This is a genomic window from Paenibacillus sp. Soil766 (assembly GCF_001428105.1).
Lineage (GTDB): Bacteria > Bacillota > Bacilli > Paenibacillales > NBRC-103111 > Paenibacillus_E.
In genome coordinates, this window is record NZ_LMSJ01000028.1 from 1 (window position 1) to 15,999 (window position 15,999).

17 protein-coding genes and 1 pseudogene are annotated in these 15,999 nt (G+C 38.6%); 17 read left to right on the forward strand and 1 reads right to left on the reverse strand.

Translation table 11 applies throughout. The annotated features are described in order from the left end of the window. Positions 1–1,196 precede the first annotated feature (1,196 nt). From ASG89_RS21535 to ASG89_RS21550, 4 genes are all read left to right on the forward strand, one after another. Positions 1,197–1,589: a VOC family protein gene (locus tag ASG89_RS21535; RefSeq protein ID WP_057313137.1), complete on the forward strand. Its 393-nt coding sequence runs from the start codon at positions 1,197–1,199 to the stop codon at positions 1,587–1,589. A 183-nt stretch (positions 1,590–1,772) separates the two neighbouring features. Beyond that, positions 1,773–2,159, forward strand: a complete 387-nt coding sequence (locus ASG89_RS21540; protein WP_057313138.1) for a VOC family protein — start codon at positions 1,773–1,775, stop codon at positions 2,157–2,159. A gap of 215 nt (positions 2,160–2,374) precedes the next feature. Beyond that, on the forward strand, positions 2,375–3,592 hold the full coding sequence (locus tag ASG89_RS21545) for a PIN-like domain-containing protein (protein ID WP_057313139.1): 1,218 nt from the start codon (positions 2,375–2,377) through the stop codon (positions 3,590–3,592). Positions 3,593–3,865: 273 nt separating this feature from the next. Next, positions 3,866–4,621, forward strand: coding sequence for a hypothetical protein (locus ASG89_RS21550; protein ID WP_057313140.1), 756 nt, complete (start codon positions 3,866–3,868; stop codon positions 4,619–4,621). A 222-nt stretch (positions 4,622–4,843) separates the two neighbouring features. Here ASG89_RS21550 and ASG89_RS21555 read toward each other — a convergent pair. Then, positions 4,844–6,047: pseudogene (locus tag ASG89_RS21555) on the reverse strand (IS110 family transposase). A gap of 360 nt (positions 6,048–6,407) precedes the next feature. Between ASG89_RS21555 and ASG89_RS21560 the strand changes: the two are divergent. The 13 genes from ASG89_RS21560 (at position 6,408) to ASG89_RS21610 (ending at position 15,996) form a co-directional block, all read left to right on the forward strand. Beyond that, positions 6,408–6,908: a YcxB family protein gene (locus tag ASG89_RS21560; RefSeq protein ID WP_057313141.1), complete on the forward strand. Its 501-nt coding sequence runs from the start codon at positions 6,408–6,410 to the stop codon at positions 6,906–6,908. Between the two features lie 152 nt (positions 6,909–7,060). Then, positions 7,061–7,528 (forward strand): GNAT family N-acetyltransferase, encoded by a 468-nt coding sequence (locus tag ASG89_RS21565; protein ID WP_235549871.1) that lies wholly within the window; start codon positions 7,061–7,063, stop codon positions 7,526–7,528. 132 nt (positions 7,529–7,660) lie between these two features. After that, entirely contained in the window at positions 7,661–7,882 is a 222-nt protein-coding gene (locus tag ASG89_RS37800; protein ID WP_157276755.1) for a hypothetical protein, read from the forward strand. Between the two features lie 138 nt (positions 7,883–8,020). After that, on the forward strand, positions 8,021–8,653 hold the full coding sequence (locus tag ASG89_RS36575; protein WP_157276756.1) for a hypothetical protein: 633 nt from the start codon (positions 8,021–8,023) through the stop codon (positions 8,651–8,653). Positions 8,654–8,741: 88 nt separating this feature from the next. Further along, positions 8,742–8,906: a hypothetical protein gene (locus ASG89_RS37805; protein ID WP_235549865.1), complete on the forward strand. Its 165-nt coding sequence runs from the start codon at positions 8,742–8,744 to the stop codon at positions 8,904–8,906. A gap of 404 nt (positions 8,907–9,310) precedes the next feature. Next, complete coding sequence (locus ASG89_RS21575) at positions 9,311–9,901, forward strand: hypothetical protein (protein WP_057313144.1); 591 nt, start codon at positions 9,311–9,313, stop codon at positions 9,899–9,901. Positions 9,902–10,077: 176 nt separating this feature from the next. Then, the gene (locus tag ASG89_RS21580; protein WP_057313145.1) at positions 10,078–10,581 is read left to right on the forward strand and encodes a hypothetical protein; all 504 of its coding nucleotides are present in this window, start codon (positions 10,078–10,080) and stop codon (positions 10,579–10,581) included. A gap of 637 nt (positions 10,582–11,218) precedes the next feature. After that, positions 11,219–11,404 carry a hypothetical protein gene (locus ASG89_RS21585; protein WP_057313146.1) on the forward strand — a complete coding sequence of 62 codons (186 nt, stop codon included), beginning with the start codon at positions 11,219–11,221 and terminating at the stop codon, positions 11,402–11,404. A gap of 231 nt (positions 11,405–11,635) precedes the next feature. Then, positions 11,636–12,028 carry a VOC family protein gene (locus tag ASG89_RS21590; RefSeq protein WP_057313147.1) on the forward strand — a complete coding sequence of 131 codons (393 nt, stop codon included), beginning with the start codon at positions 11,636–11,638 and terminating at the stop codon, positions 12,026–12,028. A 706-nt stretch (positions 12,029–12,734) separates the two neighbouring features. After that, complete coding sequence (locus ASG89_RS21595) at positions 12,735–13,139, forward strand: hypothetical protein (protein WP_057313148.1); 405 nt, start codon at positions 12,735–12,737, stop codon at positions 13,137–13,139. A gap of 20 nt (positions 13,140–13,159) precedes the next feature. Beyond that, positions 13,160–14,275, forward strand: a complete 1,116-nt coding sequence (locus tag ASG89_RS21600) for a hypothetical protein (RefSeq protein WP_157276757.1) — start codon at positions 13,160–13,162, stop codon at positions 14,273–14,275. Between the two features lie 107 nt (positions 14,276–14,382). Next, positions 14,383–14,955, forward strand: coding sequence for a dienelactone hydrolase family protein (locus ASG89_RS21605; RefSeq protein WP_057313150.1), 573 nt, complete (start codon positions 14,383–14,385; stop codon positions 14,953–14,955). 78 nt (positions 14,956–15,033) lie between these two features. Beyond that, a complete protein-coding gene (locus ASG89_RS21610) occupies positions 15,034–15,996 on the forward strand; it encodes a helix-turn-helix transcriptional regulator (protein ID WP_057313151.1) in 963 nt (320 codons plus the stop codon). Positions 15,997–15,999: the final 3 nt, after the last annotated feature.

The following is a 15,999-nucleotide window of genomic DNA, read 5'->3' on the forward strand; positions in this document are numbered from 1 at the left end:
TCTTTTTTGGCATATTAACAAAAGGTTACGAATTCAGTGAAGAAAAAATGATGCAGGATATCCCTCGATTTACAGAGTTACCGCAAGCCGCTTAAATAACGAACGATACTCAGTGTTGATGATCTCACCAAAGGCAAGAGAACGATAACAAGAAGCACGGATGAGTCGGAAAGGCACTATCCTTACGGACGAATAGATCCTGTCGGGCAGCATATCTGACCTCCACCTCATGGACAGGTTGAATGAAGGGATGTGGGAGCGTAGACTCTGCGAGATGTGGGAGGGTTGACCGCCATGAGCATATGTGGAGATCCAAAGGTGCAACCATACATTACCACACCATCCATTTTTTACATCGGTTGGTTTAGGTGGAGAGCCTTTTGCCCCTCAGCATATCCATAAATTTCTTCCTCTACAACTTCATACCATTGATATGTTATCTGTTAAAAAGTATTGATGGTCAAAAACTGAGAAAACGAGAGTATTTAAGAGCTAAGCGTTTCTTCATAGAGGGAGGATACTTACAATTTGTGTTAAAATTAGGGTCTGATGGATCTACTCCGAAAACAATAGGAAGACGATACTTGATTGGAGCGATTTTATATGGATAGAGATATCGTTCAGTATCATTACAATGAGCTGATTAAGTCATTAGTTACGTTGGCTTCTCCCGCTGAAAAGCAAAAATATATTATGGGCTAAGGACATGTAGGGGACGATATGTTTCTTGAATTCGAAAGCCATTATAATCTCGGCATGACTCACCATTATCTCGATTTAGGGCTTTTCTCAGACAACCAACTACAGGAACTATATAATTATGATAAATTTCTTGATGAGAAATGCGGTGGATAAGAGTTGGATTTTTTCACTGATTTTGATCAATTGAAAGGTAATTCGATATGGGAAGAGATAAGAGTGGAAACGTGTAAATTACTTAGATTTCTTGATAAAGACAATCTAGATATTGAGATTACCAGGGAAGTTGATAATAATATTGAATTGACTAGGACCAGGTTATTTAAGGTCAGATGAAACTATACTGTTAAGCTATTGGCAACCGGTATGATTCGGTGGCCTCGTTAAGCTATCGAGCAGGTTTCTATAGTAATTTTGGTAAAATTAGCCTTTACATGCGAACGTGTATTCGTTATAATGTATATGGGTATATTTTCCATATTAGGAGTGGTTAAGTAGTGGAGGATAAGGTCAAAGCGAAAGTTGAAAATTCCCTTTCTGTGTTGTTAGTTTCAGATTTAGAAAAATCAATGAAATATTATGAAGATGCTTTGGGATGCGAAGTCAATGAACACTGGGCAGTTCGAGATAATTTCGGTCTAGGCTTTAAATTAATTCAAGCAAAAGATATTGAAGATGTTAGACCGAACAAAGGGTCTTGGAATACTTATGCTTATGTAAAAACCCATACTGAACTTGAAGCTTTATATCTTGAACTCAAAACAAATGGAGCAATTATTGCCTCGGAGCCAAAAGTAAGCGAACAAGACTGGGGTTCATGGAAGGATTTCTCTGTTCGAGACTTGGATGGATACGTTATAGGTTTCGGTTCGGGAAATAAAAATGACTAATCAGTGGGTTATCGTTACAACTGGGAACTAAAGTTAAACTGTGAAGTGCTGCCGCGTGGCAGCCTTCAATCTGTTAACTGGCGGTTTTGTAATATTGATAACTCATTTTCATTTCATATTACGGTAGATTATGGTTGATAGCTGAAATTACTTTAATTATACAAATTATTAGGGAGCGATTATATGACTAAAGCCAGTAGTCCAATAACAAATCGAATTGGTGCAGTGTTCATTCATGTAAGTAACATGCCGAAAGCGATCCAATGGTATAGTGATTTACTTGGATTACCAGCACAATCTGCTAGTCATGAAGGTACCATTTATAGCTTAGAAATGGATGGAGGCTCATCCTTACTATTAGATAGTAATCGTAAAGAAGATAATTGTAATTTTACTAAGACTCAATTATTCTTTGAAACGAAAAACCTAGAGGCTTCATATATATTTGCTAAAGAGAAGGGAATTGAGATCATAACCGAAATTGAAGTACATGAAAATATATCATTCTTCACTTTCAAAGATCCTGACAACAACGTATTAATGATATGCGAGGATAAGAGGAAGCTTTAAAACTAACATAAAAGCGTATTTGTCACTGACGGAGAACTATTTTGCAATAAACCATACCAATGGGAGGCTGCTGGCAAGACCGGCAGCTTCATTACGTTAACGGGCAGTTTTGATCAGCTATGCCTACTATCATTCAATAAATTATGATACCATAAGCTGGAAAACCCAACATTCTAGGACAGTTATTACTAGTTTTCAATGAGGAGTTGACCTTAGTGTCTTCAAAATTTTTCGCATACTCAGGCTACGATAATGATGTAACTCGTAAGTTATGGCCAATAGCTATAATTTCATTTGATACTAATACTCTACTAAATATTTATAAAATGACCCCTGATGCACGAAATCAGTTTTTAAGCGTCTTACAGACCTTTAAGGAACGTCTCTGGATGCCTTATCAAGTAGGCAAGGAATTCTACTCCAATCGACGATTCGTTATTGAATCTGAACTAAAGTCATTGCAAAATGCAAAACTATATTTCAAAAAAAACCTAGAGACATTGGCAACAGGGATAGAAAAATCAGCAATTCGATTTCGTGCTCAACTTGCAACTGACTTGCAAAAGGAACTAATTGATTTAAATGAGAGAATTTCTATAATGATAGATCGATGTCCTGATAAAATTTACAGAAAAGAATACTTCGACGGTCCGGCGTTAAAGGCTGAAGATCCAATTTCTAAAGAATTATTTGAAATATATAGTGATAAAATTGGTGACGGTTTTAATCCAGAAGAAATCTTGGAGATCTACGAGGAAGGAGAGAAACGTTACAATCTTAGTATTCCTCCTGGCTTTGAAGATGCTGTAAATAAAGAAGATTTCAGGAAATATGGTGATTTGGTTATATGGAAAGAGCTGATTAAAAGGGCAAAAGAAGTAGCCAAACCTATTATATTTATTACTGATGATGCAAAACCTGATTGGTGGGAAAGAAACTATGAATTCAAGAGACCCCATCCTGAGTTATTGGATGAATTCTACAGAAGGTCTGGTCAATACGTTCAAATATATACATATAATGAATTCATCGATCAAGCATCAGTACTAATTAAAGATTTTCCAGAGACTGCAAAAGCTGTGGAGGAAATTAAGGCCATCAACGAGGAAGATCGGGATCGTATAAGAGAACAGGTGGAAATTTTCACCCCTAAACCAGGTGATATTTATAACATAATAGAAAGTTCATATGATCATAAGGTTATCCCGGTACTCCTTATTGATGAGTTGGATAATGGATCGTTTTACGCATTCCCAATAACCTCAAGACGCGACACAGTAACCATAAATTTCCCTACAATAAATTGTGCCGGAAAACTGGCTGCGGTTCTCATAGATCGTAAAATTTTTGTGCATTCGAAAAATATAAGAGCGTTTTATGATCGTATTGATCAGCAACAATTATTAAAAGTGTTAGGTAACACCCACAATTAATATTTTTTACAGAAGACAAAACCTTTTTTGAATTCTGAATGTAGGAAAGAATAGAACCAATAGTTTCATGGTTAGATTTATAGTTTTGAATACCAAATCATTGAGCTAAAGGGAGAATATAGTTCAATATCAAAAGGGCTGCCGCGTGCAGCCTTTTGTGCTAACGGGCAGTATACTGAGTAACAAAAATCCATGACAAAATAATAAATTTCCATTTATAACCACGTCGAGAATCTATAGTATAAGGATATCAGATATATTTAGGAGGGCTTTATGAGTAAGATTGGATTGCTCTGTACAAGTCATGATCCGGAAGGAAATAATCTTGCTTTAATAAATAAACATCATCGTTATCTGTCTAGGATTTATGAAAATATTTTTATTACTTTGAGTGAAGAGTCAAGTGGTGAGCTTTTAGAAGAACTTCTATCTTATGGATTTAATGTAAGGGTAATCCCTAAGAAAGGTTCGGCACATGCAAGAAGAGAAGTACTTAAATTTGGCTTGGACAGCAATATTGAGTTCTTTCACTACTGTGATTTTGACCGTCTACTTACATGGTGTAATAACCATAGTAATGAACTTAAACACATCGTCTGGTATGAAATCCCTAATCGTAATTACTTAATTTTAGGGAGAACAGAAAGAGCACTTTATACTCATCCGACTGAATGGATTGTAACTGAAAGAATAACAAATCAAATTTTTTCTCTGGAACTAGGAAAAGAAGCAGATGTTACTGCAGGTTCGTGTGCAATGTCAAGAAGGAGTTGTGAGCTAATATTGCAACATTCTAAACAACTAGCCACTGATGCTGAGTGGGCTATGATTATACATCGAATAGGTAAAATGGAAGTAGATTATTTGGCGGTTGAAGGTCTTGAATATGTTGAGGAAACGAACGCTGACACTAAACATAAATCTGAGACGGAGAAATGGTTTGCAAGAGTTAAGGCAAGTTATTTAATCAGTGAATCCTCTATACAGACTGGGAAGGAGAATGAAGGATATTTGAAAATCGAAATATGAAAGGGCTATACATTCAGCTGACGGATAACTTTAGTTGAATAAACACCTAGGACGAGGCTGCCGGCATGAAGGGCAGCCTTTGCTCACCTATTCCAGCTAATAGCTTGTCAATATTTAATTATTAATAATGGATTCATGAAGTGATATACTTAAAAAAGTGCATGGGAAATAACCGTCCCATAAGCACGGAAGTATATTCCATATATTTCTAATTTTCATGACTTACTCTAAACGGAACGCTTCCTTAGTAGTTAAAATAGCAAAAATCCAGTGGATGAGTTTATTTACACAAGCAATTATCGCTACTTTGAACAGCTTTCCCTCAGCACGTTTCTTATCATAATAAGCCCTTAATTTCTTATTTCTATTGCTACGGATACCACATCGTACAGCTTGATACAGGGCAGTACGAAGTCTCCTGGAGCCATGCTTAGTGATTCTATTCTGGGTTGCTGTGAACTTACCTGAAGAAAAAACGCTTGGATCAACGCCAGCAAAGGCCAGCAGTTTCTTTGCGTGATCAAACCGATCGATTTCCCCAATCTCAGCCAAAATTGTTGGCAGCAATTTTAGTGCCAATACCGGGTATCGATTGAATTAATTCATATTCTAGTAACTCTTCTGCCAGGGCATCTACCGATTTAATAAGGGTTGCTAGGTGCTCCTGGTATTGAAGAAGCAATTTGATGAGCAACTGCAAGGAGATCAAGTGGCTTGGAAAAGCCGTCTCCTTAAATGGATTTCGCCTTGCCGCAGCTGCCAGGATTTGCGCACGTTCCAAACACCACGAAGTGGATTTACCGCGCCCAGTTAGCTGCCCGATTGCAGTTGTAATTTCATTGTCGGACATTGCTATGACCTCTCTAGATGTCGGGTGTAAGGCCAGAAATCGAAGGGAAACTTTTGAATAAAGATCACCAAACACGCCATGATATTCGGGGAAAACCTGATCCAGAATTGACTGGAATTGTAGTTTTGCTTGAACATACATACCCGTTAGAGATTCATATTGTCGTGTTAGATAGCGTAAATTCATGAGATGCTGACCCCGCTTTTTGTAGGGTTCAAACTCCTCTTTATAAAACAGTACCCCAAGCTGATAAGCATCAGCGGCATCTGTCTTCACCCGGCGCAAATTGGTCTTCTTGGCTTCGTGTGATATTAACGGATTAATTACGATGTACAGATACTTTTGCTCGTCCAGAAATTGAACAACGGGACTGTGATAATGACCTGTTGCTTCCATAACAATGGAAGGAGGCATCTCTGCAGCTGATTCCACTCCTCTAATATAATTTGAAAAAGACGCTAACCCTTCAAGATCATGACTAAACCTAAAGATCTTCCCATGAGGTACTCCACGGTCTAAAAAAGCTTGTGCATGGCTCTCCCCCTTTGAAACATCCAAACCAATGACTGGATTCATAACATCACTCCTGTAGTATTTTCACCGGTAACCCCTAACCTTCTTGTCTTCCACACTATCGCATGTGATACGGGATTCATGTCCCAACCAGCCTAACCATGGTTGAACAAGTAGGGGGGATGAACAGAATAGCTCTCGGGATCAAAGTCCCACGGGCAGATACGCTCGATCCCCGGCTACCGATATCTTAAGACCACATAAAAATGAGGTCTACCAGAAATATCTGGTGACCTCATAATACGATAGGGCAGATTAGTAGAGAAAATATCTCTTTGTAAGATTCCATTATATGTTAATATAGAAGTGCGCATAGTGATGAAATCATTCTAATAGATAACTATTTTATGGGGGATAAGTCAGATGGAGATTACAGTAAATATTACAAGATCGGATTACTGGAAATACAATAAGTATGCTTTATTCAATATACCTAAACTAAGAAACAGATTTATTATCACTAATATATCGTTACCATTCATCGTAATTATTCTATTGTTGTTATTCAAACTTCCTTTAGTTTTCTCTTTATGTTGGGGGTTCTTTGGAGGAGGTTTAGCATGTATATTTTCATATTTGAGTATGAAAAAAAGAGTGATGAACATTCCAGATAGTAAAGAAGGAATACTAGGAGAGTGTAGAGTTGAAATAAACGAAATAGGAATACATCAATTAAGTTCAGTAAGCAAGAGTAGTTATAAATGGAGCGGAGTTAGAAGTATTAATCAAAATGATGAATATATATTCATATTTGTTGATACAATTATGGCTTATATCATACCGAAGAGGTCGTTTGTAACTGAAAAAGAAAGCTTAGAGTTTTATCATCAAACTCAAAGTTATTTTGCAAAGTGCACTTCGTAAAACAGGGGATCGAATGTTAGCTTCTTACACTGTCCGGCAGGATAGTTGGACAAAGGGGATATTATGTCATTTGGCGAATTTCTAATCATCGATGATAAAAAGTCGGTTGCGAACATCTAATTATCGTGTTAGGAAGTGACAAATTGAATGTAGTGTTGGAGAGAATTATGGAAGAAGGATTAGATATTTTAAAAAATCTCTTTGAATTTGCTGCATATGATCTGTCAGAGCTTAATAGATCCAATATTAACGAAAAGGGATCGTATATCTCGAATCTCAATTACAGAGAATGGTTTGAAGATCCGATCTATAATTTATTTTTTATTCGAGTTGATGGGGAATTAGCAGGGTTTGTTATCATTAAGTATTTATCAGAAGAAGAAATATACTACCTCAATCACTTTTTTGTCTTGAGGAAATATCGCAGGAATAATATTGGTAAGCAAGCTGCAATAAAGGCATTTAAATTATATATGGGAAAATGGAGAGTGAGTGAATTCGATTGGAATACTCCAGCACAAATCTTCTGGAGAAAAGTTATTAAGGAATATACAAACAATCAGTATCATGAGATCAGGAGAAAAGATAACAAAGGTCCAGCACAAGAGTTTACAAAGTAATTTAGATTAGACTAATGGTGACATCTTAGACAGTAAAAAGTATTGAACTAACTGATAACTATAGGTTAATAAACGACAAAAAGAAGGCTACAGATCGAAACCGATCCGTAGCCTTCTCCGGTAACGGTCAAGATGCCACGAACAGCAGCCTTAATATCAATCACGGTCGACACCCTTGCGGGACACCCAGATGATGTCCTAAAGGAATATTGGGGGTATGCCAACAACGCTACTGACATAGGAAGAGTTAAAGAGTATATAGATCAATTTTTGTTAGAAACTTCATCTATTGAAGAAAAAAACGATTTTATTTCTAAGTGGGCCCATATTTATTTCCCTTATATAGGAATTTAACTGTCTCCATTTCAGATGAAGATCAAGTTTCAGCAACCAATTATTCCCAACCACTAACATTGCCTGTTACTCTGTAGTATGATGAGATGAGGTGTAAACTTCTATGAAACAATTAAATTTGGGGGTTTTATTGAAAAAATGAGCGTTGCCAATTCCTTTCTAGTTTCTTCATTTGCATGGATGGCTATATTAATAAATGGATTAGTTATTTTTCGCTTTAAGCCTCCTAGTTATTGGAAAGAGATCCTGATGGTTTCTATTTTTTGCTCAAGTATCTCTACTATTATACAATATCTTAATTTGATCATATTCATAACATTTGTTCCTCCTGTTTTAGCTATTTTATTTTTTACCCTTCTTACAGGGATTCGATGGGGATTTAGTTTGATCATGATTGCGGTAGGTGTAACGGTTAGCGGTCTTTTGGAGTTTGGAACAACTTATTTGTTCCATAAATTTGATATCAATCAAACACTAAAAATGTTAGAAAATGATTATTCGTTGGATTCCTGGTATTTTGTTTGCATTCATTTAGTTATCGCTCTATTTCTTTATCAAAATAGACTCGGATTCACGTCTTTTGAAATTTATCGATCCCCACGTCTCAGCGACATATCAGTCATTTTCACATTGACGTTCCTGGCGGCGAACTCAATTGCAGGGATTTTCATTGTTTTTAATCAAACTAATCTCTTTTATCTAGCACTTTTTGTATTCGCTGGATTTATCATCTTTGTGATTTACAACTATAAAAGAGAGCTTCGGGCTTAGTTACACGCGATGCAGTAGTAGAGTCGTCTCATTAGATGGAGCGCGCAAGGAAGGACCTCGGGAGGAGGTTGATCCCAGGTACTCTCTGGTGATTGATCGGTTTATCCTTTACTCTAAGTATCTCGGGGGAGGCTTCAATTTCAAGGTAACAACAAAAGCGGTGGATGCATCCGGAAATGCTTTTGTTACAGTTAACGATGGTTACGATACGTTTGTTGCAAAAATAGGGGATGCTATTGGTGTTGTACTGTGACCAACTGGACCGACGGGGTCAAGCAGACCCTAAAGGAGATCCTGGTGATTCGGATTAAATTAGGAAGGGGACTATTTTAATGTCGCTGGACATGTCGGGTGACAAGAACATATAAGCTTAAAAGTCGTGTAGTTGCGGCTTTTTTTGTTTTAACGATATATGTTCTTGTCAAAGGCCAATGACAAGAACATATATCGTTTGCCGAATGATGACAAGAACTTGTATTGTTATGCGTAATTGAAAACCTTTCTCAACAACAGGTTAAATTAGAAGAAAGTCAAAACGAAAAGCTGGAAAGTCCAACGATTGAGCGGGCAGTTTAGTTACAAATAAAGGAAGATAAGTTTTGGTGGCGAATTTAAAAATATGGACAGGAACACATGATTCATCAGGGGGAACGCATTTTGCTTAAATGGTTTAGAAAGAAAACAACTACTATAGTTGCATTTGATATGCAATTAAATACTCTAAACGAAATAGGAATTAAATTAAAATCTTCACTTAATATTGAACTTTTATTTGAGCATTTCTCCCAAGAAGAAATGGAAAAAGACCCCTATACTATGCTACTGGTTTCCCTTGGTTCTGAAGTAGAGATGGATAATAAATTTGATTTCATCTCCGACGATATCTGGCACTTAGATACAGAGTGTATAGAGGATCATGGAGATTATCAAAGAATAATTCAAAGACTTGTTCAATTAACTAAGGGATCACTTAAGATTACAGAAATTAATGACTATATCGATATAGATAACGAAGAGGTTTGGATATCCTTCAATATAAATGGCGAAGTAGTTAAACATGACCTTAGAGTTGAGGATGATTGGCTTGACCTTTCCATTTTGGGTATTTTAAATTCAGTAGTTACGAAACAAAATCTTGAGAAGAAATATTATTATGCAGTGTTAGGACAGGATATTTTAATTGGGTTTTATGCAGAGGAGCAGGTCAGGAAAATAAACAAGCTAATAACAAAAATTCATTTTGAATGAAAAATTAGTATGGAGAGGTTGATTGTTTAAGTAACGGCGAACTATAGTCCAATCACGACATGAAGGCAGCCGCACGATCGGCTGCCTTTGCCCGTTGGCGAACAGGAGGATAGTGCAACAATAATTTCCAAATTGCGTCTATATTTTCGACTGCACAAACTGGAGTGAGGTGGAGTTTGAATAAAAAAAACTTAGCTGTTATTTTATTTATTTGTATTATATTCGGTTTGAGTGTTCTACGCCCTAATACGGCGTATGCATGTAGTTGCGGCAATCCAGGCATCGAAAAAAGATTTGAACTATCTAGTGTCGTATTCACAGGTACGTTAATAAGCAAAGATAAAGATGGCGGGAACATTTTTAGTGCGGATAAGATTTGGAAAGGCAATCTCACAGATGGATATGTGTTTAGTGGGTTCTATGGTATATGTGGGACAGAATTTGAAGTAGGAAATAAGTATCTAATTTATACAGAAAATCTTAAAGGTAAAGAATCCACCAGTATTTGTAACGGCAATAAACTGATTACTGAGGCAAGCAAAGATATTCACGCTCTCAACCAATTAACAGAACCCGCGTGGAAAAATAAATCATTACTGATAATTGCATTTGTTTTTTCAATAGTAATCTTAATAATATGGAGAGTTAAATTGAGGTTCTATAAACGTCCCTTACGCTAACGAGAAAACCATAGTTAAGGAGCTGCTTCGGGGCTGCTCCTTTTTCGTTTGCTGAACTAACGAGAGTTCAATAACAATATGTATAGGGCAACCAGCCCAGGTGGATTGGTTACCTTTTCTGAAGTGAACGGGCAGTAGTGTTAAGAAGAGATAGGTTATTCATTTTTCTTATTATTGAACATTTTTTTAAAGATGTATAGAATTGGAAAAGGAGTTTGTTAATAAAAAGGTGGTGAAATAAAGGTATGCAAGTTCCAATATGGGCTTTAGTTATGCCGGTATTATCTGTTGTTATATGGTTGTTGTTGGTCGTTTCAATTATATTTCTTGTGGTTAACTCCCGAAAGAGTACTCGAAGTCTTCAAAACATTGAAGCGTTACTTAAAGATCTAAAATATAATAAGGACAATCATCATTAATGGAGCAAAACCAAGGTGATTTTTTTGCATATTACTACACGTAAAGATCATTAACCTAACTGGAAACGATAGTTGAGGGGCTTGCTTCGCGGCAACTCCTCTTTTGTATATAATAGAAATGGGCAGGTGTGTTTAATAAAGGGTCAAATGGAAATGTACAAGCTAAATAATGGAAGAAAAGCATTAAAATAGCGGGTACATAAGAAAGGGTGGCACATATGAAAAAGTACAATATTATTCGTCCGATCATGCTGATTGTGGTTGCACTCCTAACGAAAAGCTTGGTTACCAATCTTTGCATGTTGCTGGGAATGGAATCCGAGTTAGCCAAAACTATGGGTTTCGGTGCGATGGTAATCGCCGCACTTGTGGTCTTTTCAAGAAATCGAAGAAGTCCGAAATAGGACTTGCACCGCGCGCTCGGCATTTCGGCTAGGGTGTTCGGGTTATCGTTGAGCTAACGAACACTATAGAGAGGCAATAGAACTGATCCATCGCTTGTTTTCGTTCATGCGATTCGCTCAACTATCGGGCAGGTTTTTACAGTTATTATTGGTGAAATCATTCTTTACCTACGAACGTGTATTCGCTATAATATGTATGGGTATATTTTCCATGTTGGGGGTGGTTGAGTAATGGCGGAGATCGTCAAAGCGAAAGTTGAAAATTCACTTACTGTGTTGTTAGTTTCAAATTTAGAAAAATCAATGAAATACTATAAAGATGCTTTGGGATGTGAAGTCAACGAACACTGGGCAATTCGAGATAATTTCGGTCTAGGCTTTAAATTAATTCAATCAAAAGACATTGAAGATGTTAAACCGAATAAAGGAACTTGGAATACTTACGCTTATGTAAAAACCCATGACGAACTTGATGCTTTATATCTTGAACTCAAAATAAATGGAGCAATTATTGTTTCAGAACCAAAAGTAATCGAACAAGACTGGGGTTCTTGGAAAGAGTTCTCTATTCGAGACTTGGATGGATACATTATAGGTTTCGGTTCGGGGAATAAAAATGACTAGGAAATTCGAAGTGTAGGCGGAAAATAGCAGGTTAAACCAACCACACAAGTAGGGTTGGTTTTTTACTTTTTAATCTAAACGCACACTCCGATTCATGTCAGAAAAAAATACGTATTTTTGATATTTTCCACTAGACAAGCAATAAATGAAATTCTGAGCAGTAAACAACCTCGCCTAGGCGGAGGCATATGCGAAGCCGATTAATTCGACTGGGGAGTGTCAGGTGTAACCCGATCATTGGACGGCAATGTACCAGAGAAATTCCAGGTGTTCCTGCCGATAATCGAAACAATTTATCATTTAATATAGAGTTGGAACTGGAGAACAATTAAATGAAGTAATTTCTCTTAATGCAATTGAATAATGATTCCATCTTCCGCCGAAAAACCTATAGCCATATGCTCTTGATTCCGCCACAGTGGTCAAAAAGAACCAGAAATTATCTCCATTTCTAAGCCACATGTAAGTGAAATGATATAAACAATGTTGCAGACCTAAGGGATTCACGGCATAAGGTGACGCTTGTTGTATATATCCCATAATTCGAGGTTCACTCCTATTAAAATAAGATTTACACCAGTATATGCCCATGGTCAAAGATTGGGTTGGATATATGCCTAGCTAATAGGCAGCATAGTTGATTAACGAAACTTAAATAAAGCATGAGACGTCTAATGTTAAATAATGTATGATTAGGGGGGATTTCATGAAAAAAATAACAGTTCTAATTGCTGGGGTTACCATGATTTTACTTTTTGTTACGAAATCGCTTTATGTGGAGTGGACAGAGCTAATTATTATCATTGGTTCTTTGAGTTCTTTATCTATACGCTATAATTTGTTTTCTAAACGCCAGCGTGGGGTTAGTTACATTCTAGGCAGCTCTGCCCTATTTGGATTTTTGTTTTATTGGGTACTTAGTTTAATTGACTTAATTGTAGACCATTTTATGTACGATCTCCCAACGGGAAATGAGGACGGGCAGCCTTTATCTTTAGGTAATAAAATACAAGAATACAATGATGATTTATTTGTTGGAAGTGTACTATCACTACTGTCAGTAATAGTAATCACTTTTGTATATTCAAGAATTACTCTTAAAAAGACATGAAAATGTTCACAATGAGATGCATGACTGTCTTTCTAATCGCTCTATTAATTATGGTGTTGTTAGCGGGATCCAAAGATGCTGCTCCCATAGCCGTCACCGATTCATATATACCATTGGATACCTCTGTAAAGAACTTCGCAGATGATCCTTCTCCTACCCCAGTCGTGTTGGAAGGTTTCCCTATGCCTCTGACTGACGGTAATCGGATATTTTACTATCACGAGGGGGACCTGACAGGTTGGACGATTGACCGTACCATCCCAATGGGACTTCAGGTGTATCGTACGGATGATCAAGGCAAATACTGGCGTCCAGTCGCTTTACCCACCCTGAATGAGTGGGAGGTAAGAGTGTCGCCGGACCATATTCAAGCTTCGTTTCATCAGGAGGGTAACTCATGGATCTTGTTGCAGTCGGATCCAGATAGCAATGGCATGGTTCGTAAAACGCTTTACCGTTCTAACGAAACAGGTGCGGGATGGTTTCGGGCTGCGGATTTGACGGAGATGATTGGAGGGGAGGTTCTTCGTATGTCCATCCAAATGGACGGGAAGGGATTCATCACCTCCTCCCTAAAGCAGGCGGATGTGGTTCCTTTTTACAGGACAGAGGATATGGGAGCCAATTGGAAGCCGGTGAATTTGCCTCTAACCAAAGGTTTCGATTCGGTAGTGAGTTATCTTCCTGACATGAGCGGTCAGAGACGGGGGACAGTCCGGATTGATTATTATATTGACGGGGGAATGGTAACGGAATACTTCGAAACCACGGACAATGGGGTCAGCTGGCATCGGTTCGATACGGCCTCCATCCTTGGTCTAGAAGGTGATCCAGGAGCGCTTAACGTAATTAAAAAATTTCTAGATGCTTGGCAGAACCATGACAGCAAGGTTCTCGCTACTTTGTGGCTAGGGGATCAATCCATAAAAGGGTATGATTGGATGTGGGCATCTGACCGAAAAATCTTTTTTTACAGCGTGTATCCTCCATCACCCAGCACGGATTCCAGCAGTTTAATTATTGGTGCAATGTATAATGTAACTTCTGAGGAAGGCGACGATAGAACGGGAGTTATGGCTATTGGAGTGCGAAAGCAGGCCGGTACCGATGTATGGAAGGTATACTTTCTAGATTAATGGGGCGGCAGATTCGGTAACCTATCGAACTAACGATAGTAAGTTGTTGAATCTATAACAAGCCGGAGACGCAGAATTATAAGGTTCATATGGGAGGAGAAAGAGAGATGGCTGAGGTTCTTCTGTTTCACCACGCACTGGGACTTACTAAGGGGATTTACTCCTTCGCCGACGAGCTTAGAGTGGGAGGGCACACTGTACACGTTCCTGACCTTTTCGAAGGTCGCGTGTTTACCACGATCGAAGACGGTATGGCCTATATCAAAGAAACTGGGTTCGAAGAGATTATGGAGCGCGGTGCACGCGTAGCTAGTGAACTACCGTCTGAAATCATTTATGCGGGGTTTTCGCTCGGTGTATTGGCGGCTCAGAAGCTCGCCCAGACCCGTGAAGGTACCCGTGGCGCATTATTCTTTTACTCCTGCGTTCCAACTTCGATGTTCGGGTCACCCTGGCCAGCGGATCTGCCGGTGCAGATTCATGGCATGGATGCAGATCCCTATTTCGTTGATGAAGGGGACTTGGAGGCAGCACGAGAGCTCGTGGCCTCGGCTAATCATGCCGAGCTCTATTTGTACCCAGGCAATCAACACTACTTCGCCGACAGTAGTTTGTCGTCGTACGACGCTGACGCGACAGCGTTGCTGTTGCAACGTGTACTTGAATTCCTCCAGCAGTGATAGAAGGATGCCGGTTATGATACGGCATCCTAGTACTTGTTAATTGATTTAGTCTTATTGCATCTAGGAGGGATTGATTTGAAAATTCAGCGACTGCTTGGCATTACAATGCTTCTACTAAGTCAGCGGCGGGTTAACGCCCAAACATTTGCGGATAAGTTTGAGGTATCCCTCCGGACGATTTATCGTGATTTGGAGACGATTAATACCGCAGGTATTCCCATCGTATCGTACACTGGATACGATGGGGGTTATGAGATTATGGAGCAGTTCCGTATTGATCGGCAAATTGTGACGTTTGACGATTTGCAGTCGATTCTGGTTGCGCTAAAAGGTGTTCAAGCATCTCTTGAGGATAAGGAGATGGAAGATTTATTGACCAAAATCAAGGCGCTTGTGGTGAGGTCTGAGCAAAATCAAATGGAAGATTCAGGTGAAACACTTATCTTCGATACGAACCTTTGGCATGGTGGAGGATTGAAAGATAAATCCATGCTAGTCTCGCTACGTCAAGCCTCCAAGAACAGGAAGGTTGTATCATTTTTGTATACCAATACGGATGGTATTGGGGAACAGAGAGAGGTCGAACCCATTGGTATAGCCTGGAAAGGTTACGCATGGTACTTGTACGCGTATTGCAGGCTGCGCAATGACTACAGGACGTTCCGACTCTCTAGAGTAAACAGCTTACGAATCCATTTGGAACATTTTACAAACAAGGGTGTTCGAATGAGTGAACTAGACGCGCGTTGGGGAAATCAGGAGACGGGCCCATCCGTTCCGCTATTGCTACATTTTCGGTCACGATTAAGAGTACGGGTGGAGGAAGCCTTCGGTCTCGACAATACTGAAATTCAGGAAGATGGCTCCATACTCGTCAGAACTAGCTATCCTAATAATCATTGGATGTACGGAATGATCCTGAGCTATGGACCGGATGTTCGCGTACTTGAACCAGCTTTTGTAGCTGACAAGATTAGAATTCAAGGAGAGCAGATCGCGAATAATTACAACTATCCAGCTGATGGGATTGAACCGTGATGC